A 25042-nucleotide genomic window follows, 5' to 3' on the forward strand; every position below is an offset into this window, starting at 1 on the left:
CGCCTAGTGGGCCACGGCGCGTGCCATGGACCCGTGGCGCGGCTGCATCGGAACACCCCTGGCCGGCTCCGGTGCTCCCCGGCCCGCCGCGGTGGCGGGCGAACGGCGTGGCTGCGCGGCCGCGCCGTTCTGGACGTCCATCACGGCGTGCGCCACGAGACCGCCCATGGGGTCGTGCCTGATCAGGTCCCGCAGCCGGGAGCGGGACGATCGTCCCTCGTTGCCCGGGTACAGGTGCTTGCCGAGACCGACCGCGTGGGCCAGTGCGGCGAGCGCCGCGGTCCGTGGGTCCGGCGGTACGCCGGTACGGATCGCCGAGTCCAGCCGGGTCCTGATCTCCCGGCTGATGGCCGTGTCCGTCGCCTGGTAGCGAGTCGTCGGCAGCACCCCGCACATCTGGCCCGCCACGGCATGCACCATGCCGCACCGCTCCAGATGCGAGAGATACGTCTGGCGCAGCCCGAGGCGGGGCCCGCCGATCCAGTGGACCGCCCGCACCGGAGCGCCGCGCCTTCGCAGCAACTCCAACGCGCAGTCCAGTGTCGGATCTCCAGTCGGCCGTGGCACCACCACGGCGATACGATCCCCGTCTGGGGCTATCCGTCCGGCCAGCGCCAGCTCTACTAGCTGTGCACCGGCCAGACCGAGGTCGAGCGACTGCGGCTGCGCTGTGGTACCCGTGGCCGGGTCCAGAGCGAGCAACAGAAGCTCCTCCGGAATCGTTCTGCGGCTCTTGCCCATCCATGCCTCCCCGCGTGGATGAATGACAGGGTGACCCCTCTCACATTGGTCTGTCGAGAGCGCGTGGGGAGTTTGGGCGGGAACCAGTAGGTATGTCGTTCTCGTCTACCCGGGGGGTCAAGCCCCCAGCACAGGACACTGGTACATGGTTCGGACAGGGCTGGACTGTCCGGCGCTAAGTGGTGAGCGGTCGAGGAGGCATCGGTGGCGGGGACCCCCGACAAGTCGGAGCAGCAGACGCCGGGCGAGGACCCGCGCCTTGCGGTGGCGCGTTCGCGGGAGAAGCCCGTGGCGCCGGCGGGCGTGGATCAGGCGACGGCGGTGTTCTCCGCCCGGGACGTGACCGAGGGCTCCGCCGGTTCCGCGGACGCGGAGCCGGAGCCGGACTCGGTGGAACCGGCGGAGCCGGAGGCGGAGGCGGCGGGTGACGCGCGGCTCCGGGCCGCCGTGGCCGCCTGGGTCTCCTCCGACGCGCCTCCGGTCCCTTCGGCCCGCGAGGAACCGTCGGAGGAGGCCTCCGAGGACGCGTCCGAGGGCGCCGCTGCCGACGCCCCGGAGGGCGCCGAGCCCGTGAAGGCGGACGCCGAGGGCGATGAGGAGGCGGAGCCGTCCGAGGACGCCGCCGACGCCCCGGAGGCCGAGTCGACGGACGCCGCGGACGAGGAGCCCAAGCCGGCCGACGCCGAGCCCGAGCCCGAGCCGACGCCGGACGCGGAGCCGAAGGCCGACGCCGAGCCCGAGGCCGAGGAGAAGCCTGCTGAGCCGGAGGCCGAGCCCGCCGCGCCGGAGGCCAAGGCCGAGGACAAGCCGGCGGAGCCGGAGGCGGACGTAGAGCTGAAGGCCGAGGACAAGCCTGCCGAGCCGGAGGCGGACGTAGAGCCGAAGGCCGAGGACAGGCCTGCCGAGCCGGAGGCCGACGCGGAGCCGGAGGCCGAGGTCGACGACAAGCCTGCCGTCGACCAGGCCACCGCCGTCTTCAAGACCGTCGTCCCGCCGAAGGCCGAGGACAAGTCCGCCGCGCCGAAGACCGAGCCCGAGGACAAGCCCGCCGCGCCGAAGGCCGACGCGGAGCCGAAGTCCGAGGTCGACGACAAGCCCGTCGGTCCGAAGGCGGACGCCGGGCCGAAGGCCGAGCCCGAGGACAAGGCCGACGACAAGCCCGCCGGGCCGAAGGACGACGGCAAGTCGAAGGCCGAGGGCAAGCCCGCCCTCGATCAGGCCACCGCCGTGTTCAAGGCCGTCGCCCCGCCGAAGGTGGACCAGCCGACGACCATGCTGAAGTCGCCGGCCGCGAAGGACCCCGCGCCCGCCGCGAAGGCACCCACGGCCAAGCCTCAGCCGACCCCCGAGTCCGCGTCCGAGCGCACCAGCAGGTTCGTACCGCTGAAGCGGGACGAACCGGCCCCCGTGCCCGAGCCGGACACCCCGGAGCGCACGACCCAGCAGCCGCTTCCCCCGAAGCCCCCGCTGGACCTCCTGGCCGAGCTGACGAACACACCGCCGCCCCCGGAGACCGGCGTCCGCACCGCCGTGCGCCGCGTCAAGATCTGGACCCCGCTGGTCATCCTGCTCATCGTCGCGTTTGCGATCGTGCAGGCCGTCCGCCCCCTCCCGGCCCCGACCCTGGCGCTCACCGCGCAGGAGATGGTGACGTTCGAGGGCGGCAAGCCCAGCGTGCCGTGGCCCACCCAGGGCCAGGCCGCGATGGACGTCAACGGCATCGGCACGTTCGGCACCTCCGGCGACCAGAAGCCCGTACCGATCGCCTCCATCGCCAAGGTCATGACGGTCTACCTGATCCTGCGCGACCACCCGATCGAGGCCGGCGGCGACAAGGGCCCGAAGATCCCCGTCGACGCCACCGCGCAGAAGCACTACGAGACCGGCAAGGCGGAGAACGAGTCGGTGGTCAAGGTCACCGAGGGCCAGAAGATCTCCGAGTACGAGGCGCTGCAGGCGGTCATGCTGCCGTCCGCCAACAACATCGCGAAGCTGCTCGCCCGCTGGGACACCGGCAGCTCCTCCGAGGACGCGTTCGTCGAGAAGATGAACAAGACCGCGAAGGAGCTGGGGATGAAGAACACCCACTACACGGACCCCAGCGGCCTGGACAAGACGACCGTCTCGACCGCCGAGGACCTGGTGAAGCTGGGCCGCGCCGCGATGGAGAACGCGGCGTTCCGCGAGATCGCCCGCCAGCCCAGCTACATGGACCTCAACGGCGACAAGCAGAACAACTTCTTCGGCCTGGTCCCGACCGTCGCGATCGGCATCAAGACCGGCACGACCACCGCGGCCGGCGGCAACATCCTGTTCGCCGCGGAGAAGGAGGTCGACGGGAAGCGCCAGGTGATCATCGGCGCCGCCCTCGGCCAGTTCGGCAAGCCCGGCGTGGCCAACATCGACGAGGTCACCGGCGTGGTCCGCGGCCTCATCGAGTCCGGCCAGGAGGCGCTGACCGCCAAGAAGATCGTCAAGAAGGGCGATGTCGTCGGCCAGGTCGACGACGGCCTCGGCGGCACGACCCCGGTCGTCGCGACGAAGGACGTCTCCGCGGTCGGCTGGTCGGGCCTGACGGTCAAGCTTCAGCTGGACGCGCAGAAGGGCAAGGAGATCCCGCACACGGCGAAGGCCGGCACGGTGGTCGGCGTGCTCAGCGTCGGTGACGGAAAGAACGACGCCGTCGAGGTCCCGGTCGCTCTCCAGAGCGACCTGGCCGAACCGGGCTTCGGCGCGAAGATCAAGCGCGTCTCCTAGCCCCGGGGGTACGGCTGCGGAAGGCCGGGCGCGCGTCGCGCCCGGCCTTCTCGGCGCCCGCGCGCGGGCCGCGTGCTAGCGTCGCGAGACCGGGGCGCGGACGTTCCCTCGGTCGGCGGGATCGGTGACGACGACGGAACGTACGGGAGTGTCAGCAGTGGCCACAGCGGAGCCGACGCGCACCGACGACGACCCCGGCACGGACGCGGGCCGCGTCCGAATAGGGCCTCCCGGGGCACAGGACTCCGACTCCGGTGTCCGCGCCTGGCCGCGCCGGGCCGAGCGGCACCCCGTGCTGGTCGCCACGGCGGTCGCCGCCGCGCTCCACCTCCTGTGGTTCTTCACGTTTGCGAACAGTGGCGGTGACCTCGCCGCGCAGGACGCCTGGGCCGAGTTCGTCGGCCGGCACCCCGACTCCGCGTACAACCTCGCCTGGTACGGCGGCATGCACCCGGTGTCGTACAGCGTGGTGTCCCCGTATCTGATGTCCGTGCTCGGCGTGCGGACGACGATGATGATCGCGGGGACGCTGTCCGCGGCGCTGCTGACGATGATCCTCATCCGGACGCGGGTCGTCGCGCGCCCGCTGTGGCCCGCGCTCGCCGGTGTCTTCGCCCTGCTGTGCAACGCGGCGTCGGGCCGCGTCACCTTCGGGCTCGGCATGACGTTCGGCCTCGCCGCGGTCGCCGCCGTGTTCTGCTGGCCGTACCGCTGGCGCTACCGGCGCTGGGCGAAAGCCGCCGTCGCCGCGCCGCTGGCCGGGCTCGCGACGGCCTGCTCGCCGGTCGCCGGACTGTTCGTGGGCCTCGTCGCGGTGGCCCTGTTCCTGCAGAAGCGGCGCCCCGGCGCGTACGCGCTCGGGCTCGCGCCGGCCGCCGTGGTCGGGCTCTCGGCCTGGCTGTTCCCGTTCTCCGGCACCCAGCCGATGTCGTTCTGGTCGGCGCTGCTGCCGCTCGTGTACGGCGTGCTCTGCTACCTGCTGGTGCCCAAGGAGTGGGTGACGGTCCGGATCACCTCCGCCGTCTACAGCCTCTCCGTGCTGCTCGTCTGGCTGATCAGCTCGCAGATCGGGTCGAACATCACGCGGCTCCCGATGCTGTTCGCCGGGGTCGCGCTGCTCGCCGCGCTGCCGTTCACCGTGCCGCGTTCCCGCAAGTGGTACGTCATCGTCGTCACGTGCGTCGGCATGAACGTGTGGGTCGGCTTCAAGTCCGTCGACGACGTCGTCCACACCACCCCGGCCGCCTCCTGGGCCCGCGAACTGGCCCCGCTCGTCAACGAACTGCAGGAGGTCAAGGCCGAGCGTGGCCGCGTCGAGGTCGTCCCGGCCCGCTCGCACCGCGAGGCCTCCGCGCTCGCCCCGTACGTGAACCTGGCGCGCGGCTGGACCCGCCAGGCCGACATGAAGCGCAACCCGCTCTTCTACGACGACACCCTGAACGCGGCGAACTACCACGACTGGCTGGAGCGCTGGGCCGTGCACTACGTGGTGCTGCCCAAGGGCGAGCCCGACGGGGACGGCGGCGAGCGCGAGCAGGAGCTGGTGCTGCGCGGCCTGCCGTATCTGCGCCAGGTGTGGGGCGACGCGAACTGGCAGCTGTTCGCCGTCACCGACCCCACTCCGATGGCCGAACCGAACGCGGTGGTCGACGCCGCCGAGCAGAGCGAGCTGACCATCGAGGTCACCGAGCCGGGCCGGATCCTCATCCGCGTCCTGTACTCGCCGTGGCTGTCCGTCGTCGACGAGAACGGCGACAGTCTCGGCAGGCCGCAGGAGACGGAGGCGTCGAAGCGGGCCCGGGAGCGGGACGACAGCCTGCCGAAGAAGTACACGAACGCGCACGGCTGCCTCATGGAGGCCGAGGAGGACGCCTCCGGCGACCGCTGGACCGAACTCCTCGCCCCCCGCGCCGGCACCTACCGCCTGGCGGCCCCGGTCAAGATCCCCCGCGGCACCCCGTGCCCGGAGGAACTCCAGTAGTCACTTCTCGCCCCCCTGGCATGTGACGGGCATCACACGCGGGGGGCTGTCACATCCGTGCGGTGCGGCGGGTCGAGGGGGTGAGGTTCCCGCAGCGGGGGCCCGAACCGAGGAGTGCCTGATGTCCGTCGCCCATGTCGTCGTCACCATGTTCGCCGCCGTCCTGGTCGGCTTCTCCGCCGTGTCCGTCTTCACCCGCGCGCCCTGGGTGGTCAAGCCGATCGCCGACTACGGGATCCCGGCCGGCTGGATGCCGTGGCTGGGCACCGCGAAGGCCGCCGGCGCGCTGGGCCTGCTCGCCGGGCTCGCCGTCCCCGCGCTCGGCACGGCCGCCGCGATCGGGCTGATCCTGTACTTCGCCGGGGCCGTGATCGCGGTGGCGCGGGCCCGCTGGTTCTCGCACCTGGCGTTCCCGCTCGTGTACGCGGCCCCGGTGGTCGCGGCGCTGGTCCTCGCCCAGGCCGCATAGGCGGGGCCCGGGCGGGACCCCGGGTGGACTCTAGGCCCGCGTGTCCTGGATGCGGACGTGGACGTGCATGTCGTGCCAGCCGTCGGTGTGCAGTGCGGAGCTGCGCCGGGTGCCCTCCAGTGCGTAGCCGGCCTTCTCTGCGACCCGGCAGGACGGCTCGTTGCGGGTGGAGTGCAGGAGGTCGATGCGGTGGAAGCCGGCCGCCAGGGCCCAGTCCGTCAGCGTGGTCAGGGTCCTGGGGGCGGCTCCCTGGCCGCGGGCCTCGGGCAGCATCCAGTAGCCGATCTCCGCGACGCCCTCCACGAGGTCCATCGCGCGCAGCGCCATCCGGCCGAGCGGGGCGCCGTCGGCGGCCCGCGCCACGATCCACTGCGCGGCGGTCTCCTCGCGCCAGCCGCGCCGGACCTCCTCGATCCATTCGAGCGCCTCGTCGCGGGAGTCCATCGTGCGGGCGTGCCAGAACTGGAGCGCCGGGTCCTGGAACGCGGCGTGGACGGCGTCCGCGTCGGACAGCTCGGCCGGGCGGAGCAGGAGCGTTCCGTCGGCGGTGGGCAGGGTCGGCTGCGGGACGGAGGAGAAGGTGCCGGGCTTGATCGTGTTCACGAGCGCTGAGGGCATGCCCGCATGATGGCGACTCCACCGCCCGGACGCACCCGAGATTCCCCGTGCAGGTGACCTGACCAGCGGAAATGGTGCGTGTTGCAGCATGTGCACGCCTGTTGCGCGAGGCTTGTTACGGTCGGCCGGACCGGACGGAGCGCTACGAGGAAGGGGTCGCCCATGCACCCGCCGCCCATGCACCCGCACCCACCGGAGGTGCTCTGCGTCGGCGAGACGATGGCGCAGGTCACGCCCGTCGACGGCGGCGGCCTCGAACGCGGTGTCACGGCCCGCCTCGCGGTCGCGGGCGCCGAGTCCACCGTCGCCCAGTACCTCGCCGACCTCGGTCACCGCACCGCGTGGCGGAGCCGGGTCGGCGACGACCCCTTCGGGCGGCGGATCCGCACCGCCGTCGCGGCACGCGGCGTCGACGTCACCGGCGTGCGCACCGACCCCTCCGCCCCGACCGGCGTCTACTTCAAGGACCCCGCGCCCGACGGCGGCACCCGCGTCCACTACTACCGCGCGGGCTCGGCCGCCTCCCGGATGACGGCCGCCGACGCCGACGCCGTCGACCTCACGGGCGTACAACTCCTGCACCTGACCGGCATCACCCCGGCCCTGTCCGAGGGGTGCGCCGCGCTCGTGGCGGCGCTCATGGACCGGGCGCGGGCGGCCGGAACCCGGATCTCCTTCGACGTCAACCACCGCCCCGCGCTGTGGAGTTCACCCGGGGCCGCCGCGGCGGAACTGCTCGCGCTCGCCCGCCGGGCCGATGTCGTCCTGGTCGGCCGCGACGAGGCGGAGACCCTGTGGGGCACCCCCACGGCGCGGGACATCCGCGACCACCTCGCCCCGCGCGGCATCCTCGTGGTCAAGGACGGTGCGGTCGGGGCGACGGAACTCGCGGGTGAGGCACGGGAGTTCGTGCCCGCGCCCGCCGTGGCGGTCGTCGAGGCCGTCGGCGCGGGGGACGCGTTCGCCGCGGGCTACCTGAGCGGCCTGCTCCGCGAGCTGCCCGCACCCGCCCGCCTCGCCCTCGGCCACCGCTTGGCCGCCCGCACGCTGAGCAGCGTCGAGGACTACGTACCGGCCACCGGCGCGCTGTTCGCCGACGCGGAAGGAGAGTGACACCGTGTCGCAGACGGTCCGGCGGGCCATCGACATCCTGGAGTTCGTCGCCCGCGAACCCCGCACCCAGTCGCAGGTCGGCGAGCACCTCGGCGTGCACCGCTCGACCGCGCTGCGCCTCCTGGAGTCCCTCACCGACGGCGGGCTCGCACGCCGCCTGCCCGACGGCCGGTACGGGATCGGCCTGCGCCTCACGGGCCTCGCGCGGCTGGCCGAGGAGCAGTTCGGGCTGACCGACGTGGCCCGCGAGCATCTGCGCGGGCTCGGCGCCCGCACCGGCCACACCGTGCACCTCGCCGCGCTGGAGGACGACCGGATCGTCTACGCCGACAAGATCGACCCGGTCGACGGCATCCGTCTCTACGCCGAGATCGGCCGCCCCGTGACCCTGCACACCGCCGGAGTCGCGAAGGCGATCCTCGCGTGTCTGCCGCCCGAACGGGCCGCCGCGATCCTCACCGCGTCCTGCGACTTCGCCCCGCACACCCCGACGACGATCACCGACCCGGCCGCCTACCGCGCGGTGCTCGACGCGACGCGGGACCGGGGCTGGGCCGTCGACGACGGCGAGTACGAGGACTACGTGAACTGCCTCGCCGCGCCCGTACGGGACAGCGGCGGCGCGGTCGTCGGCGCCGTCTCCGTCACGGCGCTCAAGGCGCGCGCCGACCTGCCCGCACTGGAGGCCGGTGTCCTGCCGGATCTGCTGTCCACCGCCGCGACGATCTCCGAGGAGCTGGGATGGCGCCCCTGAATCCGTCGTTCGAGGAACTGTTCGCCGGGGTGCCGGTGATGGCGATCCTGCGCGGGATGCCCGCCGGCCGCACCGTCGAACTCGCCGTCCGTGCCTGGGAGCTGGGCATCGAGTGCGTCGAGGTGCCGGTGCAGGACGAGGCGGCCGGACGGGTCCTCGCCGAGGTCGTCGCGGCCGGTGCCGAGCGCGGCAAGCCGGTCGGCGCGGGCACGGTCACGTCGGCGGAGCGGCTGGCGCGGGCGGTGGCGGCCGGCGCCGCGTTCACGGTCGCGCCGGGCCTCGACGCGGGGGTGGCGCGAGCCAGCGTGGAGGCCGGGCTGCCGCATCTGCCCGGGGTCGCCACGCCCACCGACGTCCAGGCCGCGCGGGCCCTCGGCCTCGACTGGCTGAAGGCGTTCCCGGCGAGCGTGCTCGGGACCGGCTGGTTCCGGGCGATGCGGGGCCCGTTCCCCGAGGTGCCGTTCGTCGCGACGGGCGGCATCGACGCCGAGAACGCGTCCGCGTACCTGGCCGCCGGGGCGCGGGTCGTCGCGGTCGGCTCCGCGCTGGAGGACCCGGAGCAACTGCCCCGGCTCGCCGCGCTCCTGAGTCGCGTACCCAAGCCGAACTGAGTACGAGCGCGCTGTTGCGGCCCGGCCGCGCCCGCGATCCTGAGGACATGAGCAGCAGATCCTCTTCCTCCGCCGGGCGCCGCTCGGCGCTCGTGACTCTCGCCCTGGCCGGCTGCGCGGCGGCCGGGTGGGCCGTCTGGCTCGGCTGGGACCAGACGCGCGACGTGCACCCCGACGGCTCGGTGTCGGGCCCGTACGAGGCCTGGCAGGTCGTCGGCCTGGTCCTGACCCTGCTGGTCCCGGCCTGCTGGGCGACCCTGCGCGGCCATGCGAGGGCCTTCGTCATCGGCACGACCGCCGGCTTGGCGGTCGCCGCCGGCTACGACTGGTCGGACGACGCCAGCGGGCTCTTCCTGGTCGGCGTGACCATGCTGATCGTGGGGGCGCTGGCCGGGACCGCGCTGGTCACTGCGGTGATCAACGCGATGACCGGCGCCGTACGGGGCTGGGGCCGGCGCCCGGCGCACTGAATCCAATGGCGCCAGGCCCGCTGAAGGACGGCCGGGCGCGCTGACGGACACCCGGGCGCGCTGGATGCGCGCGCCCGGCCGCCGTCCCTCACCGCTGCTCGCGCACCACCATCGCCGAGCCGCCACCGCGCCGCTCCGGCTCCGCGACCGCCGTCACCGAGCCGTGCGGGCCGAACTCCAGCGCCGCGACCGCCCCGATCTCGGGCGACGGCGTGAACGCCTCCGGGGCGAGCACGAAGTGGTGCCCCAGGGCCTCCAGAGCGGGGGCCTCCGGCGAGTCGAGGAACGCCGGCTCGGCCTCCGTCGTCGCGCGGTTGCGCTGCGAGATGCGGGGCGCGGCCACCGCCTCGGGCAGGGACATCCCGAGGTCGATGCGGTTGACCAGGGTCTGCAGCACGGTCGTGATGATGGTGGCGCCGCCCGGCGACCCCACCGCGAGCTGCGGCTCACCGTCGCGCAGGACGATCGTCGGGGACATGCTGCTGCGCGGTCGCTTGCCGGGACCGGGCAGGTTCGGGTCCGGGACGCCCGGGGTCAGCGGCGCGAAGTCGAAGTCGGAGAGCTCGTTGTTGAGCAGGAACCCGCGCCCCGGCACCGTGATCGCGGATCCGCCGGTCTGCTCGATGGTCAGGGTGTACGAGACGACGTTGCCCCAGCGGTCGGACGCCACGAGGTGCGTGGTCGAGGGCCCCTCGTGCGGCTCCTGGGCGCCGGTGCCGCGCACGCAGCCGGAGCCGTGCGGGGCGCTCGGGTCGCCGGGTGCGAGCGGGCTGGTCAGCGCCTGGTCGGGACGGATCAGGCAGGCCCGGTCCTTGGCGAACTCCTTGGACAGCAGCCCCGCCGTCGGCACGTCGGAGAACGCCGGGTCGCCCACCCACCGGTTGCGGTCCGCGAACGCGATCCGGCTCGCCTCCAGGTAGTGGTGCAGTGCCTGGGTCCGACCGCCGGCCGACAGGTCGTAGTTCTCCAGGATGTTCAGAGCCTCACCGACCGTGGTGCCGCCGGACGACGAAGGCGCCATGGAGTACACGTCGGAGCCGCGGTACGTGGTGTGGGTCGGGGTACGCGGGATCGCGCGGTAGTCCGCGAGGTCCGAGAGCTCCATGGACCCGGGCCGCACGTGACGCGTCGAGCCCTCGGCGACCGGCGGATGCTGCACCGTCCGCACCACGTCCCGCCCGACGGCCCCGCCGTTCATGGCGCCGGCGCCCTCGCGGGCGAGCTGCCGATAGGTGCGGGCCAGATCGGGGTTCCGGAACCGGGAGCCCACGACGGGCAACTCGCCGTGCGGCAGGAAGAGTTCGGCCGTCGAGCTGAAGTCACGGAACCGCTTCTCGTTCATCGCGGTCTGCGCGCGGAACTCGTCGTTGACCACGAACCCCCGCTCCGCGATCCGCGTCGCGGGCCGCAGCGCCTGCTTCAGGGGGACGGTGCCCCAGTCGTCCAGCGCCTTCTGCCAGGTCGCCGGAGTGCCCGGAACGCCCACGGACAGACCCGAGTTGACGACCTCGTCGAACGGCAGCGGCTTCCCGGTCGCCGGGTCCAGGAACGCGTCCGGCCGCATCCGTGCCGGCCCCGTCTCCCGCCCGTCGATCGTCTTCACGGTCCGGCTCGCGGCGTCGTAGTACACGAAGTACCCGCCGCCCCCGATCCCCGCCGAGTACGGCTCGACGACCCCGAGCGCGGCGGCCGTGGCGACCGCCGCGTCGACGGCGTTGCCCCCCTTGCGGAGCACGTCGAGCCCGGCCTGAGAGGCGTACGGGTTCACACTGGACACCGCGCCACCGCTGCCGGTGGCGACGGCCTGCTTGGCCGGAGGGCTCGCCTCCGGCCGGCCGGTGTCGGCACTCGCGGGGGGACTCAGTACGGGGAGCAGGAGCGCGGCCGCGCAGGCGGCGGCGCCCGCGCTGTGACGGACAGCCATCATCAGTGAAGCCTCCGAAGATCAACGGCGAGGGAACCGCCGCCGACCCTGACAGCGTCCGGCCAGGTCAGCAACGAGGCGCGGGAAGATTTGCGTGAGATCTGAGGTTCCTGACGAGTAGGACCACTCGATCAAGCCACCCCCACGGACATCGCTACTCGGAGTGCTGCGCGTACGAAGGCCACTTGCCGTCGTGGAACTGCGCGGCCCAGTAGTGCGGCTGCAGCTCGGCGAGCGTCCGGCCCTCCCAGCGGGTGGGATCGCCCGCATGCGGTACGGCGACCTCCACCTCCGGCCCCCAGAGCGCGAGCCGCTCCTGGCACACCCCGCAGGGCGGCAGGATCAACACCCGTCCGTGCTCCAGGTCCCGGCAGACACAGACAGAGGCGGTGACGGCCCGGTCCAGGGTGTAGGCCTGGATGAACGCGCCGGTCTCCTGGCAGAGGGCGACGGACCCGTGCATGTTGTCGAGCCCGACGCTGGTGAGGATCCCGCCGTCGGCGACCCGTACGGCGGCGGCCCCACCGGGCTCCCCGGCGGGCCAGCGCCGGTCCATGAGCGCGAGCGCGGCGTCGACCAGTTCCTGATCAAGTCCCATGAGGCGAGTCTGCCAGCCCCCGCCCAACTCTCCTCGCCCGTAGGCAAAATGAGCCCATGGACGCTGGACTGGCCGCACTGCTCGGCGCCGCCGCGGGCTCGCTCGCCACCCTCGGCTCCGCGCTGGTCACGGGACGCGCGGCGGCGCGCGCCCAGTTCGACCAGGCCCGCCGGCAGCACCGCCGGGAGGCGTACGCGACCTACCTGGCGGCGGTGTACGACCGCGATGTCGCCCTGGACGCGGTGCGCGAGGCACTGCGCGGCGACCGCCCTGACCCGCGGCAGATCGAGGAGCGCCTTGAGCACTTCGCCGACCGGGCGCGCGCCGTCCACCGAGCGGCCGAGTTCGTCCTCCTCGAAGGCCCGCGTTCGGTGGCGGAGGCGCTGTACCGCACGGTGCACGCGGCGGACGATCTCGCGCAGGTCGTCCGCCGCATGGCCCGCGACGCCCGCGCGGGCGACACCACCCGACGGAACACGGACACGACCCTGGCCGCCCACCACGAGCACCTCGCCTACCAGGCGGTGAAGGGCCTGCGCGCGGCGGCAGCGGAGGTGCTCGACGGCGCGCGGGTGTGAGGCGCGTGACGGGTATCGTGCGGAGATGACCGGTGACGAGGGAGCACGCCTGGGGGCAGAGGCGGCGAGTTGCCTGGCGCAGGCCGGTCTCGTCCGGGTCGAACCAGGGCTGACAGACGCGGAGTTCGCGCGCATCGAGCGGGAGTACGCGTTCGCGTTCGCGGACGACCACCGCGCATTCCTGGCGGCGGGCCTTCCGGTCAACGACTCTGTGCCCGGCGACGGCCCCTGGCCGGATTGGCGTGACGGCAGTCCGGACGACCTACGGGAACGCCTCGCCTGGCCGGTCGACGGAGTCCTCTTCGACGTCGAGCACAACGTGTTCTGGCACGAGGCCTGGGGCGAGCGCCCCGACGACCGCGCGGAGGCGCTGGCCCGCGCGCGGCGCCACCTGGCCGAGGTGCCGGTCATGGCCCCCGTGTACGGCCACCGGTACCTCCCCGCGATCCGGGGCGGCCAGGGCCACCCCGTACTGTCCATGTGGCAGACCGACATCATCTACTACGGGGATGACCTGCTCGATTACGTACGCAGGGAGTTCGGCGTGCCGCTCCGCGACACCGCCGACGCCGACGCCGAGAAGTGCGGTCCGCGGGCCACGGTCCCCTTCTGGCGGGACCTGCTCTGAGGCGTGGCGGCAGGCGCACCCGGATTCCTGACCGGCGCCTTGTCGTACCCCGTGGTTACGCTGCGGGAATGAACGCGATGTGGGATGCCCTGGCCGCGACGCCCCTTCCGGAGGTGCGGCGGCGGGCGGCTGTGATGGACGAGCTGGCCGAGGTCGCGCCGGTGGCGGTGGCCGGTGCGCGGCGGCTGGCCTGGAACGACGGGGGAGGCCAGTCCGCGGTCTGGTACTTCGCGGAGGACGGCCGTGTGCTGCTGCTGACCTTCGACCACGAGACGGACCTGAACCTGTACGCCGAGGGGGACTACGCCCTTCAGGAGTCCCTCTACGAAGGCGTCCCCGAGGACCTCGTCGTCCTGGTCCGCGACCAGCCCGAGAACTACGAGTCGCTGAACCTGACGGACTCCGCGACCGGCCGGAGCATTCACTACGCGGGCGGCGTCTTCTGGTACGACGGCACGCGCTGGTACGTGGCCGACGGGCTGGCGAAGCACTGTCAGGCCGAGGGCCTGGACCTGTTGACCGAGTCCGGCTTCGACTACTGCCTGGACGGTTACCTCCTCGGCCAGGACTTCACCCCGGAGTCCGTCGCGGCGCAGCGGGACGAGGACGGGCAGTACGAGGACGAGAAGGAGAAGGAAGCGGACCTGCTCGCGCTGCGCGAGATCTTCGCCCGGCACGGTCAGGCGGGCCCCGGCCGGGGCTAGCGGCGGGTCAGGACCTCCGCGATCCGGGAGAACCCGTCCGCGCCGTGGCCCAGTGCCACCGTGCGGCGGGCCAGACCCTCGGCGGCGCGCATCACACCGGTGTCGATGCCGTGGGCCTCGGCGGCGTGCACGACGTGGGCCATCGTCGACACCGCGGAGGTCAGCGGATTGCCTTCGCCCGAGTAGCCGCCGTCCTCGATGTCCTCGGCCGTCCCCTGGAAGATCGCTGGCAGGATCGCGCCGATCCCCTGTGCGAACGGGGCCAGTTGACGCGGCGAGACGCCCTCCGCCCGCGCCAGGGCCAAGGCGTGCGTGTAGCCGGTCATCGCGGTCCAGAAGATGTCGAGCAACGCGATGTCGTAGGCCGCGGCGCGTCCGATGTCCTCGCCGAGGTGGGTGTGATCGCCGCCCAGGACGTCGAGCACCTGCCGGTGTTCGCGGTACAGCTCCTCGCTGCCGCTGAAGAGCAGGACCGCCTGAGGCGTACCGATCGTGGGCGTCGGCGTCATGATGGCCCCGTCGACGTAGCGGATGCCGTGCTCGTCGGCCCAGCGCCCGGTGTCCCTGGCCCGGTCCGGGGTGTCGGCGGTCAGGTTCACCAGGGTGCGGCCCTTGAGCGCGGCGGTGACGGCGTCCTGGCGCAGCACCGCGTCCGTGGCGTCGTAGTTCACCAGGCACACCACGGTGAGCGGACTCGCCGCGACCGCCTCCGCGGCGCTGGCAGCTCCGATCGCCCCGCGTCCGAGGAGCTCGCGGTCCCGGCCCGGGGTGCGGTTCCACACGGTGGTGCGCACGCCGGCGGCCACGAACGCGCCGGCCAGCGCACGGCCCATCGGGCCCAGCCCGATCACCGTGACGGCGGTGGACACGAGGGAAGAAGACATGACGGAACTCCCTTGTACGTAGGGTGAGAAAGGCGAAGCCGAGAAAGGCGAACCGGGTCGACGGGCGGGGAGGAGCGAGGAGATGACACGCGTCCGGGTCGACGATCCCGGTGTCTGCGGGGTGGCCGTGGCGGTCGCCGCCATCGACGGCAAGTGGAAGACGCTGCTGCTGTGGCTGCTGGAGGCCGGCCCGCACCGCCCCGGCGAGCTGCGCCGCAAGGTCCCGCGGATCAGCGAGAAGGTGCTGACCCAGACCCTGCGCGAGATGGAGTCGGACGGACTCGTCCACCGGGAGGTGTACGACGTGGTGCCCCCGAAGACCGTCTACTCGCTCACCGAGTCCGGCCTCGAACTCTCCAAGGCACTGGCCCCCCTGTCCGACTGGGGCCACCGCCGCCTGGACCGACTCGCCGCCGACCGTCCCGCGCCCTGACCCCGGACTCCGGACTCCGGACCCTGGTCCTCCTCCCCGTCCTCCTCCCCGTCCTCGTTCCCGGCCGAGATCAGGCTCTCCCGGCGCGGCGGAGGCGACAAGTACCCACAAAAAGGTGGGTGTCGTTTGATGCCGATTTGCGCAACCATCGGGCCCGGGGGAACCGTCTAAGAAGGTGACCCCTTGCTGTCGGGGTCGGTCACTTCGAGTGATGGAGGCGTACATGCCATGTTCCGCTCCACATCTCACCTCCCGTCCCGCGTCACGGCCGTCGCACTGACGGCTGTCCTCGCCGGCCTGGGAGCCGCGGGAGCCGCGTCGAGCAGTTCACCGGCCGCGGCCCCGACCTCGGCCGGCCCGCGGACCTGCGCACTGGGCGACCTCTACCTCTCCATGGGGCGCAAGGAAGGCGCGGCGGGCTCGCTCTACTGGACCATCCGGTTCACGAACACCAGCATCACCAGCTGCTCCCTGCGCGGCTACCCGGGCGTCAGCGCCCTCGACACGGCCCACCGTCAGATCGGCCCGGCCGCCCGCCACACCGGGGAGCACTACTCCACGGTCACGCTCGCCCCCGCCCACTCCGCCTCCGCGGTGATCCGGACGACGAACGGCCCCCTGGGCGGCCCCTGCCTGCGCACCGGCACCTACCTGAGGATCTATCCCCCGGGCTCCTACCACGCGGCCCTCGTCCCGGCCCGCTGGACCATCTGCTCACACCTCTTCGATGTGGCCCCGGTCAAGCCATAGCCGCTGTCGTGACCCGGTGCCGCGCACCGGGCCACGACGACATACGTGATGCCTGCCCGTGGGGGATCAGCTACGGGTGATCTCCACCGTCGCCTCCGCGGAGGAGGCCGTGTGCCAACGGTCGCCTGTGTACGTCACGACGTAGCGGACCTCGCCGGGCCTGGCCGGGGTGTCGGTCGCCGTGAAGGTGCCGTCGGCCGCCACCGGTACGGAGCCCAGGGAGACGCCCTCAGGGTTGGCGGCGTCGTGACGGGTCACCGTGACCGTGGCTCCGGGAGCGATGCCGGGGGACAGCGTGCCGGTGAGGGTGAGCGTCCGGCCCTTCCTGCTGGTCGCCGGAGCGACGAGGTCGAGGCTCGTCTGCACCGGCGTGGAGACCGGGAGGGAGTGGAACCGGAGCCCCATGACCCCGCTCTCGTTCGTCACGGCGAAGAGCCGGCTCCCGTCGGGCGCCCAGGCCAGGCCCCGGACCACCGGGGTCTGCGTGGCGGCGCCCACCTCGACCGAGGTCAGCGGGGCCGAGGCCTGCGGAGCGTAGACGGACACGTCCGGTACGTCGGCGCTCGTGTTCTGCGTGGCCCCCGCCACGGTGCCGTCGGGTCCGGCGGCGACGGCCACGGGCGAGGCCGGGGACGGAGCGGCATGCGTCGCCACGTCCGACAGATCGTCCAGGCGGAAGGCCCGGTACCCGGGCGAGATGAGGGCGGCGGTCAGGATCGAACGGCCGTCCGGTGTCACGTCGATGTCGCGCAGACCGTTCATCTCGGTCCCGGACAGCACCCGTCGCTTGGTCATCACGGGTGAGCCGCTGCTCACGTCGTACACCGTGAGGGTGTTGCGGTTGGGGTCACCGGTGCCGACCACCAGCACGTTCGGGTCGGCGGGGGAGGCGACGAGCTCCGCCCCGAAGTCCAGCGAACTGTCCAGCCCCAGTGCGACGACCGGCTCGGCGGCGCCGATGTCGATCGACCCGAGGTCGCCGCCGGTGCCGTAGCCGAACCACAGCTTCCCGCCCGCGACCGCCACGCCCCACGGGGCGATGCCGTCCCCCACGTGGTACCGCGCGGTCTCCGTCAGCGTCACGGTGTCGTACGCCACGATGGTGTCGATGTCCCGCGCGGCCACGTACAAGGTCTGTTCGTCGGGCGAGAGCGCCAGCCCGCCGGCCCCGGGCAGGCCGCCCAGCCATGTGCTCTTCCCGTCGTAGTCCGACACCACGACCCGGCCGTCGGCGCCGGCCGGCATGCTGAGGAAGATCTTCTGGTGACTCCCGTCGACCTTCATGTCGGCGAGTTGGTACAGCGGCAGCGACACACCCGTCGCCGCGTACGCCGGGGCCGTCCCCGGTATCGCCAGAACTAAGGAACCGAGCGCCGCGGCGAACGTGGCACTCAGCATGCGTCTGGATCCGCGCATGGCGGAAACCCCCTCTGTGTCCTGTGAGTTCACGCCGGCAGCCCCCCTCGACCGGCCGGCGGAGACGGCGTCTGACGCCGCCGACGATCATTCTGCGCCGGAATGTGAGCATCCAGTGTTCTTACTGTCGAGAAAAGACGAGAAAGTAGGCGCCGGGCCCAGGGGCACCACCGACGCGCGCCCCGCTTCCCCCCGGCACGTCTACTGGCGGGCCCCCGACCGACCCGAGCGATCCCGACCAGGAAGAACGCGCCATGACCCAGCAGATCCTCGAACGTGCCGCCGGATACACGCACCGGTTCGACACACTCTTCGAGGAGTACTTCGACGGGGTGGGCGCCCGACTGGACGCCCCGTCCTTCAGCCGGTTCGCCCCCGAATGCCTGCGCCTGCTGCGGGAGTTGTCCCTCCGGGGCGGAAAGAGGATGAGGGTCGTCGTGCTGCACGAGGCGGCGCGTCTGGTGACGGACGAGCCGGTCGAAGGGCTGGACGCCGCCGCACTGAGCATCGAGCTGCTGCAGACCCACGGTCTGGTGCACGACGACCTCATCGACGACAGCCCCGTCCGCCGCGGCGGCCCCTCCACCTACTACGCCTACCGCGCGCGGTTCCCCGACCACCCGCAGACGGCCCTGGGCCTGACCGTGCTCGCGGGCGACCTGGCCCTCGCCCTGTCGCAGCGGGTGCTGCTGGAGGCGCCGGTGCCCATGGCGGTGCGGCAGGCCATGATCCAGGTCCAGACGCGGGCGGCGGCCGACACGTTCCTGGGCCAGATCATCGACCTGGAACGCGACTTCGCCGCCGCACCGGACGAAGAGGTCCTGCACTGCGTGGCCGACTACAAGTCGGCCCGCTACTCGGTCCTCGCACCCCTGCAACTCGGCCTCCTGGCCGCGGGCGAGGAGCCCGCGCGCTTCGAGAAGGAGCTGCGCGCGTACGCGCGGGCGGTGGGCATCTGCGGGCAGATGCGTGACGACTACCTGGACCTGTTCGGCGACGCGGCCACCCTGGGCAAGCCGATCGGCACCGACCTGCGCGACGGCAGACACAGCTACGCCGTCCACGCCCTGCTGGCGGCCTCCGACGACGCCGAGCGCCGCGTGTTGCGGGCCGCGCTCGGCGACCCGAACTGCTCACCGGAGACCCTCGCGGCGGTCCGGGAGATCGGGGAGCGCCGGGGCGTGCCGGCCCGTATGCAGACGGCCATGAACCGCCGCGCCGATGAGGCGTCAGCGGTCGCCGCGGGTTGGCGCTCGCGCTGGCGCGAGGAGGCCGTCACCTTCTTCGAACGACTGCCGCGGTGGAGTGTCGAGCGGGCGAGGTGATCAAACGGCAGGTCATGCGTTTGCCGCTGCCCACACGACGCAACGACTGATTCCGACAGAGGACGCGTCTCCTGCTCACCGTTCCCCCGCTTCCGGCGCAACCCGCGTGTATCCGGCCTCCACTGCGCGGCGTAACCACTCACGAGCCTCGTCTTCCTCACCACGTCGGCTCAGCCAATACGCCAGATTCGCCATGGCCGGCGGAGATCCGCAGTCCGCCGCGTGCCGGTAGACCACAAGGGCGCCATCTTGATCGCCCGCGTGATCAAGGGCGAGCGCGAGGTTGAACAGCTGAAGTCCGGCCCTGTGAGGCGTCAACTTGGACAGATACTGCTGCTCGATGTACTCCAGGCCATCGCGGCGGTAGGCCTTGAGCAGGAGATTCGTCGTGCTTCTGGTACCCAGCGGGGTGGAAAGCCAGGCAAGCGGCAAACCGATGAAGACCGCCAGAGCCGCGATCACCCACGACACCCAGGTCGGTGCGCCAACCACCGAATGGCTCCACCCCGTGACGGCTCCGAGGACGAGTACCACCGGAACTCCCGCCGAGACCGCGAAGAGCAGCACGAGCGAACGTCTACTCCAGCCGTAAGTCACTTCATAAGGTGAGCATGTCGAGCAACGTGCTACAAGGGCCAGTCACTCCCGAGGTCCTCTACGACGACGATCCGAAGAGCCGCCGTCGTCGAGTCGTCCCGCTCCCGGGCCTCTGCATCGCGCCACTGCGCCGGCACCGGATGCGGCAAGCAGCTGCTCACATGGATCGGCTGCTCAGGAAGTGTCGCGGTCGGCAGTGATCACCCGCGGTGATGTCGAACCTGGATGTCAAAGGCCACCTACCAAGATCGGTAGGTGGCCTTTGCGCTGGTGCCCCCGGCAGGATTCGAACCTGCGACACCCGCTTTAGGAGAGCGGTGCTCTATCCCCTGAGCTACGAAGGCGCGGGGACAGCCTAGCGGATCGGGGTGGTGGGGCGGGATGGAGTGAGGGGGTGGATCGGGCGGGGGTCAGTCCGTGCGGACCGCTCGGAGGAAGGTCTGGGTGAAGGTCTCGATCGCCACCTGCTGGGGTGGGAGTTCGACGTCCGGGAGCTGGGCGAACGACGGGCGCAGCAGATAGTGGAGGACGACCGGGCTGGTCATCTGCTGGATGAGGAGGATGCGGGGCAGGTCGCGGACGCGGCCCGCGGCGACCTCGTCGTCGAGCCAGGCGCCGACGGCGCCCAGCATGCGGGGGAAGATCCGCTGGAAGAGGGCGTGGATGCCGGGGTCCGCTCCCGGGCGGGCGAAGACCTCGGCGAAGAAGGCGGCCAGGACGCGGGGCTCCCGGTCGAGGGCCGTCACGAAGAGTCCGTACACGCGACGGACCGTGGTCTCCAGATCGGCGCGCGGGCCCTTCAGGAGTTCCTCCACGTCGACGACGGGGCTGTAGCGCTCGAAGACGGCGTGGAGCAGCTCGTCGCGGCCGCCGAACGCCGCGTACAGGCTGTGGACCGAGCAGCCGGCCGCCGCCGCGACCCGCTCGAACGTCACCATGACGAGACCCTGCTCGCTGATCAGCGTGGCCGCGGCGTCGATCGCGCGCTCCCGCACGGGCTTCTGCGTGCCCGGTTCGATGCCCGCCGCGCGCAGGGCTTCTTCGAGGGCGCTGCGCGTGCCGCCCAGCCGGCGCATGAGCGTGCTGCGGGAGATGTCCGCTTCCTGGGCGATCTCGCGGAGGGTCACGTCGGCCACGGGGACGCCGCGGGACGCCGCCACGCGCAGTGCGGCGTCGGTGATCTCCGGCGGGACGGGGGGCTGAGGCGAGGACGAGTCATCGGTGTTTGACACATGACACAATGTACCCTGTAATCGAGTATCAGGCGAGCATCGGTGACGGGTGATCCGTCGCCTGTCGTCGCGCGCCGTGCACCGCCCCGGCATCCTTCGCCCGCGACCGGGCCGTACGCAAGGAAGCGATCCTCATGACCACGACCACGACCACGCCCACGACCACGGACGAGACTCCGGGCGGCACCGTCCGGCGGCTGATCGTCGTCGTCCTCGGGCTGACCGCCCTCGTCACCGTGATGCTCTGCGCCTTCGCCCTCCCGTCCGCCAAGGGCGGCCCGCACGACGTGCCCGTCGGTGTCACCGGACCGCAGCAGGTCACGCGGGTCCTGGAACAGAAGCTGGCGGGCGACGCGTGGGACGTCCGTGTCTACGACGGGCCCGAGCAGCTCCGCTCCGCGATCCGGGATCGCGACCTCGCGGGCGGCCTCGCCGTCACCCCCGGCGGCATCGAGCTCTACACCGCCACCGCCGGCGGCCCCTCCGCCACCGGCGCCCTCACCGCCCTCGGTACGCAGCTCGCGGCGCAGCAGCACGCCGAGCTGACGGTCCACGACCTGGTGCCGTTCACCGCCGACGACCCGCGCGGGGCCGGGCTCACCGCCGCGCTCCTTCCGATGATCTTCGGCGGGATCTTCCCGGCCGTGATCCTCGGGCGGGTCTTCCCCGGACACCGCGGACTGCGGGCCCGGCTGGTCGGCGTCCTCGCCTTCGCGGTCGTGGCCGGCGCCTCCGTCGCCGCCTTCCTCCAGTACGGCACCGGGACCCTCGACGGCGACTACGCGCTCACCGCCGCCGGCATGGCGCTCGGCATGGCCGCCCTCGCCTCCGTCGTCATCGGCCTCCAGGCGCTGTTCGGCGGAGTGGGGCTCGGGATCGGCGGCGCGGTGATGATGCTGCTGGGCAATCCGCTCTCCGGCCTGGCCACCGGCCCGCACTGGCTGCCCGCCGGCTGGGCCCTGCTGGGCCAGCTGCTGCCGCCGGGAGCCTCCGGCAGCCTCCTGCGCGCCAACGGTTTCTTCGACGGGACGGGCGCGGCCAGGCCCGCGCTGACCCTGGCCGTGTGGGTGGTCGTCGGCATCGCACTCGTCGTCCTCGCGGACCTGCGCGGCCGGCGCCGGGCCACCGAGGGCGACATGGCCGAGCCGGAGCGCGCCGAGGCCGTGGCCGTCTGAGGCGTCACGCGGACAGCGGGCGCCGACGGCATCTCGGGAGGCCGGGGGGCGGGGGGCGTGCTATTCCGGAAGGGCGAGGTAAACGAGGGGGGCACGTCTGTCGGCGAGGGTCGGGTGAGTCCGGCCCACCGGCCTACTGAGTGGAGGTCCACTCATGACCCCGTTCCCGAACGCACTCGCCGTCGACTTCACCGGCGGCCTCAACGACGCCTGGTCGAAGGTCGCCCAGTTCGTGCCGAAGCTGATCGGCTTCCTGGTCGTCCTGGCCATCGGCTGGTTCGTGTCCAAGATGATCGCCCGCGTCCTGGACCGGGTCCTGCGCAAGGTCGGCTCGGAGAAGCTCGCCGAGAAGGCCGGCGCGGCCAAGATGCTCGAAGGGTCGAAGTACGACACCACCGGGATCGTCTGCAAGGTCGTGTACTACGCCCTGCTGCTGATCACGCTCCAGCTCGGCTTCGGGGTCTTCGGCAGCAACCCCGTCTCCACGATGCTCAACGGCATCGTCGCCTGGATCCCGCGCGGCATCGTCGCGATCGTGCTGGTCGTGGTGGCCATGGCCGTCGCGAACGTCGTCCGGGACATCGTCACCAACGCCCTGTCCTCCGTCTCGTACGGGAAGACCGTCGGGACCATCGTGTGGGCCTGCATCGTGGCCCTCGGCGTGATCGCCGCGCTCGGCCAGGCCGGGATCGCGACGACCGTCACGCAGCCGGTCCTCTACGCGGCTCTCGCGGCTGCCGCGGGCATCATGATCGTCGGCGTCGGCGGCGGGCTCATCGGCCCGATGCGCCAGCGCTGGGAGCGGTGGCTGAACAAGGCCGAGGAGGAGACCGCGAAGGCGCGCGGCGTCGGCAGCACCGGGGCGTACCAGGCGGGTCGCGAGGACGCGCTCACCCACCAGCCCGTGCAGGAGCGGGAGCGCACCGACCCCCGGGCCGGTGGTTCGACGAGCGGTTGAGTTCGACCAGCGGCCGAGGGCAGTGAGCGGCCGAGTTCAGCAAGCGGCTGAACGGTCTCCGTTCAGCAGGTCGTGCCGCTTCACCAGCCAGCTGATGGCGGTGAGGCGGCACACCGCGTAGTCGTGGCCGACCGGCTCGCGCCAGTCCGTCTCGTCGAGGGCGTCGAGGAACCCCAGCGCGTAGTCGGAGAGGAGCTCGGCGTCGGGCGCCGGCGGTTCGAGGGCCGCGCCGGTGGCCTCCAGGCGGTCGCGGAGCGCCGACACGTGCTGGTCGACGGCGGCCGTGAAGGCGGGCTCGAAGGCGAATTCGGCGAAGCGTGGGCCGTACGCCTCGCTCACCCGGGCGAGAGGGGACATTCCTCAAAAGTACGGGGGCGGGGGTGGCCGGGGGAGGGCCTTTCGGGGTGCCATTGGTCACTGCGTTCGTCCCCTGATGTCCCTGTCTGTCGGGGCCGAAAGACCCAGTGCGCGCCCCCTGCGCGTCCGGTGCGCCCGGCGGGGCCGACGCGCGTCTTGACGGGCGCCGGGACCGGCCGCGTAGCGTCCCGGCATGGATTCCCTGGACGCGCTGCTGACCGCTCCGGGCGCCCCCTTCTGCGTCGAGCGCGGCGCGGACGGGCGCCTCGTGTACGCCGGAGGGCCGCGCACCCTGCGGGAGTTCGCCGAGACGACCTGGGCGTACGGCGACACTCCGTTCCTGATCACGGAGGACGGGCGGACGACGTACGGCGAGTTCTTCGCCGCCGCGTCGGCCCTCGCCCGCCGCTTCCTCGATCCGGACGAGGGCTACGGGCTGCGGCCCGGCGACCGTGCCGTGATCGCCATGCGCAACCACCCCGAGTGGCAGACCGCCTTCTGGGCCGCCCAGCTCGCCGGGCTGGTCGCCGTCCCGCTGAACGCCTGGTGGACCGCCGACGAGTGCGCGTACGCCCTCGACGACTGCCGGCCCGGCGTGCTGATCGTCGACGGGGAGCGCTACGAGCGGGTCCGGCCCTGGCTGGACACGGCCGCCGCGCCGCCGTGGACGCTGGTGTGCCACGGGGAGGGGCTCGTCGTCGACGGGCCTCGCGTCGAGCGGTACGAGGAGCTGCCCGCCGCCGATCCGCTGCTCGGGCCGCCGGACGTGGACGTGCTCCCGGAGCAGGACGCCACCCTCCTCTACACCTCCGGCACCACCGGCCGGCCCAAGGGCGCCGTCGCCACGCACCACGCGCAGACGGGTGCCATTGCCAACGCGCTGTACTTCTCCGCCCTCTCGGCGCTGCGGCGTGGGCTCGTGCCGGGACAGGGGCCCGCCCAGATCGGGATGCTGACCTTCCCGTTCTTCCACGTCGCGGCGTTCACCGGGTTCTTCCGGGCGATGGCGGTCGGCGGGACGCTGGTGCTGCTGCGCAAGTGGGACCCGGACGTGGCCGTGCGGCTGGTGCGGGAGCACGGCGTCACCGGGTTCGGCGGCGTGCCCACGACCGCGCTCCAGCTCCTCGAACGCGCCGCCGAGCTGGACGACGACCTGCCCACGCTCACCTCCGTCAGCACCGGGGGCGCCCCGGCCCCGCCCCAGCTCGTGGAACGGCTCACCGCCCGCTACGGGGACCGGGTCGAGCCCGCCAACGCGTACGGGCTCACCGAGACGCTCGGCGCGGTCACGGCCACGTTCGGGGAGCAGTACCGCAAGGAGCCGGACAGTGTGGGGCGGCCCGCGCCGGCGGTGGAGGTGCGGATCGCCGGGCCCGCGGGGGAGTCCCTCGCGGACGGGGAGGTGGGCGAGCTGTGGCTGCGCGGGCAGTCCATGGTCAGGGGGTACTGGGAGGACCCGGAGGCGAGCGCGGCGGCCATCACGGCGGACGGGTGGTTCCGTACGGGGGATCTGGCGGTGCTCGCGGACGACGGCCGGGTGCGGATCGTCGACCGGATCAAGGACATGGTGATCCGGGGCGGGGAGAACGTGTACTGCGTCGAGGTGGAGACGGCGCTGTACGCGCATCCCGATGTGCTGGAGGCGGCCGTGTTCGGGGTGCCGCATCCGGTGCTGGGGGAGGAGGTCGCGGCGGTGGTCCGGGTGCGGGGTGGGCTCGAAGCTTCGGCGCTGCGGGAGTTCGCGGGGCGGAGGCTGGCGGCGTTCAAGGTGCCGGTGCGGATTGTTGTGCGGGGGGATGCGTTGCCGCGTAACGCTACGGGGAAGGTGCTGAAGCGTGCCCTGCGCGAGAGCTGGCCTCCCTCGCCGTAGGTCCGGGCCTTTCGTCGTCGGGTGCGGGTTCGGTGGGGGCTGGTCGCGCAGTTCCCCGCGCCCCTGACGAGGCTGCGCCTCATCGGGGAAATGCGACCC

The 25042-nt window shown here is 72.6% G+C and carries 25 protein-coding genes and 1 tRNA gene; 16 read left to right on the forward strand and 10 right to left on the reverse strand.

Going from position 1 to position 25042, the window contains the following annotated elements; genetic code table 11:
- Positions 1-3: 3 nt before the first annotated feature.
- The gene (locus ACZ4E1_RS34865) at positions 4-741 is read right to left on the reverse strand and encodes a GOLPH3/VPS74 family protein (protein ID WP_467547089.1); all 738 of its coding nucleotides are present in this window, start codon (positions 739-741) and stop codon (positions 4-6) included.
- Positions 742-945: 204 nt separating this feature from the next.
- On the opposite strand from ACZ4E1_RS34865, the gene ACZ4E1_RS34870 reads away from it, so the two are divergent.
- The 3 genes from ACZ4E1_RS34870 (at position 946) to ACZ4E1_RS34880 (ending at position 5948) form a co-directional block, all read left to right on the forward strand.
- Positions 946-3498: a D-alanyl-D-alanine carboxypeptidase gene (locus tag ACZ4E1_RS34870; RefSeq protein WP_467547091.1), complete on the forward strand. Its 2553-nt coding sequence runs from the start codon at positions 946-948 to the stop codon at positions 3496-3498.
- Between the two features lie 157 nt (positions 3499-3655).
- Positions 3656-5479, forward strand: a complete 1824-nt coding sequence (locus tag ACZ4E1_RS34875; protein WP_467547093.1) for an MFS transporter — start codon at positions 3656-3658, stop codon at positions 5477-5479.
- Between the two features lie 121 nt (positions 5480-5600).
- The gene (locus tag ACZ4E1_RS34880; RefSeq protein ID WP_467547095.1) at positions 5601-5948 is read left to right on the forward strand and encodes a DoxX family protein; all 348 of its coding nucleotides are present in this window, start codon (positions 5601-5603) and stop codon (positions 5946-5948) included.
- Between the two features lie 30 nt (positions 5949-5978).
- Here ACZ4E1_RS34880 and ACZ4E1_RS34885 read toward each other — a convergent pair whose 3' ends face one another.
- On the reverse strand, positions 5979-6566 hold the full coding sequence (locus ACZ4E1_RS34885) for a GNAT family N-acetyltransferase (protein ID WP_467547097.1): 588 nt from the start codon (positions 6564-6566) through the stop codon (positions 5979-5981).
- Between the two features lie 162 nt (positions 6567-6728).
- On the opposite strand from ACZ4E1_RS34885, the gene ACZ4E1_RS34890 reads away from it, so the two are divergent.
- The 4 genes from ACZ4E1_RS34890 to ACZ4E1_RS34905 are packed head-to-tail and all read left to right on the forward strand — an operon-like array spanning position 6729 to position 9514.
- The gene (locus ACZ4E1_RS34890; protein WP_467547099.1) at positions 6729-7679 is read left to right on the forward strand and encodes a sugar kinase; all 951 of its coding nucleotides are present in this window, start codon (positions 6729-6731) and stop codon (positions 7677-7679) included.
- A 4-nt stretch (positions 7680-7683) separates the two neighbouring features.
- Entirely contained in the window at positions 7684-8433 is a 750-nt protein-coding gene (locus tag ACZ4E1_RS34895) for an IclR family transcriptional regulator (RefSeq protein ID WP_467547101.1), read from the forward strand.
- A complete protein-coding gene (locus ACZ4E1_RS34900; protein WP_467547103.1) occupies positions 8421-9044 on the forward strand; it encodes a bifunctional 4-hydroxy-2-oxoglutarate aldolase/2-dehydro-3-deoxy-phosphogluconate aldolase in 624 nt (207 codons plus the stop codon). The genes ACZ4E1_RS34895 and ACZ4E1_RS34900 overlap by 13 nt, the downstream gene beginning before the upstream one ends.
- Before the next feature lie 47 nt (positions 9045-9091).
- Complete coding sequence (locus ACZ4E1_RS34905) at positions 9092-9514, forward strand: hypothetical protein (protein ID WP_467547105.1); 423 nt, start codon at positions 9092-9094, stop codon at positions 9512-9514.
- Positions 9515-9602: 88 nt separating this feature from the next.
- Here the strand turns inward: ACZ4E1_RS34905 and ggt are convergent, their stop codons facing one another.
- Both ggt and ACZ4E1_RS34915 read right to left on the reverse strand, forming a co-directional pair.
- Positions 9603-11438, reverse strand: coding sequence for a gamma-glutamyltransferase (ggt, locus tag ACZ4E1_RS34910; RefSeq protein WP_467547179.1), 1836 nt, complete (start codon positions 11436-11438; stop codon positions 9603-9605).
- A 154-nt stretch (positions 11439-11592) separates the two neighbouring features.
- Complete coding sequence (locus ACZ4E1_RS34915) at positions 11593-12036, reverse strand: cytidine deaminase (RefSeq protein WP_467547107.1); 444 nt, start codon at positions 12034-12036, stop codon at positions 11593-11595.
- A gap of 56 nt (positions 12037-12092) precedes the next feature.
- Here ACZ4E1_RS34915 and ACZ4E1_RS34920 point away from each other — a divergent pair, with 56 nt between their 5' ends.
- The 3 genes from ACZ4E1_RS34920 to ACZ4E1_RS34930 all read left to right on the forward strand — a co-directional run bounded on the left by ACZ4E1_RS34920 (position 12093) and on the right by ACZ4E1_RS34930 (position 13946).
- A complete protein-coding gene (locus tag ACZ4E1_RS34920) occupies positions 12093-12614 on the forward strand; it encodes a proline dehydrogenase (protein ID WP_467547109.1) in 522 nt (173 codons plus the stop codon).
- Between the two features lie 25 nt (positions 12615-12639).
- Entirely contained in the window at positions 12640-13242 is a 603-nt protein-coding gene (locus tag ACZ4E1_RS34925) for a hypothetical protein (RefSeq protein ID WP_467547111.1), read from the forward strand.
- Between the two features lie 68 nt (positions 13243-13310).
- Positions 13311-13946 carry a hypothetical protein gene (locus ACZ4E1_RS34930; RefSeq protein ID WP_467547113.1) on the forward strand — a complete coding sequence of 212 codons (636 nt, stop codon included), beginning with the start codon at positions 13311-13313 and terminating at the stop codon, positions 13944-13946.
- Here ACZ4E1_RS34930 and ACZ4E1_RS34935 read toward each other — a convergent pair.
- Entirely contained in the window at positions 13943-14830 is an 888-nt protein-coding gene (locus ACZ4E1_RS34935) for an NAD(P)-dependent oxidoreductase (protein WP_467547115.1), read from the reverse strand. The two genes, ACZ4E1_RS34930 and ACZ4E1_RS34935, sit on opposite strands and share 4 nt — an antisense overlap.
- An 82-nt stretch (positions 14831-14912) precedes the next feature.
- Between ACZ4E1_RS34935 and ACZ4E1_RS34940 the strand changes: the two genes are divergently transcribed.
- Positions 14913-15263, forward strand: coding sequence for a winged helix-turn-helix transcriptional regulator (locus ACZ4E1_RS34940; RefSeq protein WP_467547117.1), 351 nt, complete (start codon positions 14913-14915; stop codon positions 15261-15263).
- A 228-nt stretch (positions 15264-15491) separates the two neighbouring features.
- Positions 15492-16013 (forward strand): DUF4232 domain-containing protein, encoded by a 522-nt coding sequence (locus tag ACZ4E1_RS34945; RefSeq protein WP_467547119.1) that lies wholly within the window; start codon positions 15492-15494, stop codon positions 16011-16013.
- A 66-nt stretch (positions 16014-16079) separates the two neighbouring features.
- Here the strand turns inward: ACZ4E1_RS34945 and ACZ4E1_RS34950 are convergent, their stop codons facing one another.
- Positions 16080-17411: an NHL repeat-containing protein gene (locus ACZ4E1_RS34950; protein ID WP_467547121.1), complete on the reverse strand. Its 1332-nt coding sequence runs from the start codon at positions 17409-17411 to the stop codon at positions 16080-16082.
- 272 nt (positions 17412-17683) lie between these two features.
- Here ACZ4E1_RS34950 and ACZ4E1_RS34955 point away from each other — a divergent pair, with 272 nt between their 5' ends.
- A complete protein-coding gene (locus ACZ4E1_RS34955; RefSeq protein WP_467547122.1) occupies positions 17684-18754 on the forward strand; it encodes a polyprenyl synthetase family protein in 1071 nt (356 codons plus the stop codon).
- Between the two features lie 75 nt (positions 18755-18829).
- Here ACZ4E1_RS34955 and ACZ4E1_RS34960 read toward each other — a convergent pair whose 3' ends face one another.
- The 3 genes from ACZ4E1_RS34960 to ACZ4E1_RS34970 all read right to left on the reverse strand — a co-directional run bounded on the left by ACZ4E1_RS34960 (position 18830) and on the right by ACZ4E1_RS34970 (position 20583).
- Positions 18830-19321 (reverse strand): tetratricopeptide repeat protein, encoded by a 492-nt coding sequence (locus ACZ4E1_RS34960; protein ID WP_467547124.1) that lies wholly within the window; start codon positions 19319-19321, stop codon positions 18830-18832.
- 298 nt (positions 19322-19619) lie between these two features.
- Positions 19620-19695, reverse strand: a tRNA-Arg gene (locus ACZ4E1_RS34965).
- A gap of 66 nt (positions 19696-19761) precedes the next feature.
- Complete coding sequence (locus tag ACZ4E1_RS34970) at positions 19762-20583, reverse strand: TetR/AcrR family transcriptional regulator (protein WP_467547125.1); 822 nt, start codon at positions 20581-20583, stop codon at positions 19762-19764.
- A gap of 134 nt (positions 20584-20717) precedes the next feature.
- On the opposite strand from ACZ4E1_RS34970, the gene ACZ4E1_RS34975 reads away from it, so the two are divergent.
- On the forward strand, positions 20718-21758 hold the full coding sequence (locus tag ACZ4E1_RS34975; RefSeq protein ID WP_467547127.1) for a hypothetical protein: 1041 nt from the start codon (positions 20718-20720) through the stop codon (positions 21756-21758).
- A 154-nt stretch (positions 21759-21912) separates the two neighbouring features.
- Positions 21913-22716 carry a mechanosensitive ion channel family protein gene (locus tag ACZ4E1_RS34980; RefSeq protein WP_467547129.1) on the forward strand — a complete coding sequence of 268 codons (804 nt, stop codon included), beginning with the start codon at positions 21913-21915 and terminating at the stop codon, positions 22714-22716.
- Between the two features lie 36 nt (positions 22717-22752).
- On the opposite strand, the gene ACZ4E1_RS34985 is transcribed toward ACZ4E1_RS34980, so the two are convergent.
- Complete coding sequence (locus ACZ4E1_RS34985; RefSeq protein WP_467547131.1) at positions 22753-23073, reverse strand: DUF6401 family natural product biosynthesis protein; 321 nt, start codon at positions 23071-23073, stop codon at positions 22753-22755.
- Between the two features lie 193 nt (positions 23074-23266).
- Here ACZ4E1_RS34985 and ACZ4E1_RS34990 point away from each other — a divergent pair, with 193 nt between their 5' ends.
- A complete protein-coding gene (locus tag ACZ4E1_RS34990) occupies positions 23267-24943 on the forward strand; it encodes a class I adenylate-forming enzyme family protein (RefSeq protein WP_467547133.1) in 1677 nt (558 codons plus the stop codon).
- The last annotated feature ends 99 nt before the right edge of the window (positions 24944-25042 follow it).

It is taken from the genome of Streptomyces sp. NPDC025806 (assembly GCF_055558275.1).

Bases quoted from the DNA above. Each gene is read 5' to 3' on its own strand.
- ACZ4E1_RS34865 (WP_467547089.1), bottom strand. From the start codon at position 741: ATGGGCAAGAGCCGCAGAACGATTCCGGAGGAGCTTCTGTTGCTCGCT.
- ACZ4E1_RS34880 (WP_467547095.1), top strand. From the start codon at position 5,601: ATGTCCGTCGCCCATGTCGTCGTCACCATGTTCGCCGCCGTCCTGGTC.
- ACZ4E1_RS34885 (WP_467547097.1), bottom strand. From the start codon at position 6,566: ATGCCCTCAGCGCTCGTGAACACGATCAAGCCCGGCACCTTCTCCTCC.
- ACZ4E1_RS34890 (WP_467547099.1), top strand. From the start codon at position 6,729: ATGCACCCGCCGCCCATGCACCCGCACCCACCGGAGGTGCTCTGCGTC.
- ACZ4E1_RS34900 (WP_467547103.1), top strand. From the start codon at position 8,421: ATGGCGCCCCTGAATCCGTCGTTCGAGGAACTGTTCGCCGGGGTGCCG.
- ACZ4E1_RS34905 (WP_467547105.1), top strand. From the start codon at position 9,092: ATGAGCAGCAGATCCTCTTCCTCCGCCGGGCGCCGCTCGGCGCTCGTG.
- ggt (WP_467547179.1), bottom strand. From the start codon at position 11,438: ATGGCTGTCCGTCACAGCGCGGGCGCCGCCGCCTGCGCGGCCGCGCTC.
- ACZ4E1_RS34915 (WP_467547107.1), bottom strand. From the start codon at position 12,036: ATGGGACTTGATCAGGAACTGGTCGACGCCGCGCTCGCGCTCATGGAC.
- ACZ4E1_RS34920 (WP_467547109.1), top strand. From the start codon at position 12,093: ATGGACGCTGGACTGGCCGCACTGCTCGGCGCCGCCGCGGGCTCGCTC.
- ACZ4E1_RS34925 (WP_467547111.1), top strand. From the start codon at position 12,640: ATGACCGGTGACGAGGGAGCACGCCTGGGGGCAGAGGCGGCGAGTTGC.
- ACZ4E1_RS34930 (WP_467547113.1), top strand. From the start codon at position 13,311: ATGAACGCGATGTGGGATGCCCTGGCCGCGACGCCCCTTCCGGAGGTG.
- ACZ4E1_RS34935 (WP_467547115.1), bottom strand. From the start codon at position 14,830: ATGTCTTCTTCCCTCGTGTCCACCGCCGTCACGGTGATCGGGCTGGGC.
- ACZ4E1_RS34940 (WP_467547117.1), top strand. From the start codon at position 14,913: ATGACACGCGTCCGGGTCGACGATCCCGGTGTCTGCGGGGTGGCCGTG.
- ACZ4E1_RS34945 (WP_467547119.1), top strand. From the start codon at position 15,492: ATGTTCCGCTCCACATCTCACCTCCCGTCCCGCGTCACGGCCGTCGCA.
- ACZ4E1_RS34950 (WP_467547121.1), bottom strand. From the start codon at position 17,411: ATGCTGAGTGCCACGTTCGCCGCGGCGCTCGGTTCCTTAGTTCTGGCG.
- ACZ4E1_RS34955 (WP_467547122.1), top strand. From the start codon at position 17,684: ATGACCCAGCAGATCCTCGAACGTGCCGCCGGATACACGCACCGGTTC.
- ACZ4E1_RS34975 (WP_467547127.1), top strand. From the start codon at position 20,718: ATGACCACGACCACGACCACGCCCACGACCACGGACGAGACTCCGGGC.
- ACZ4E1_RS34980 (WP_467547129.1), top strand. From the start codon at position 21,913: ATGACCCCGTTCCCGAACGCACTCGCCGTCGACTTCACCGGCGGCCTC.
- ACZ4E1_RS34985 (WP_467547131.1), bottom strand. From the start codon at position 23,073: ATGTCCCCTCTCGCCCGGGTGAGCGAGGCGTACGGCCCACGCTTCGCC.
- ACZ4E1_RS34990 (WP_467547133.1), top strand. From the start codon at position 23,267: ATGGATTCCCTGGACGCGCTGCTGACCGCTCCGGGCGCCCCCTTCTGC.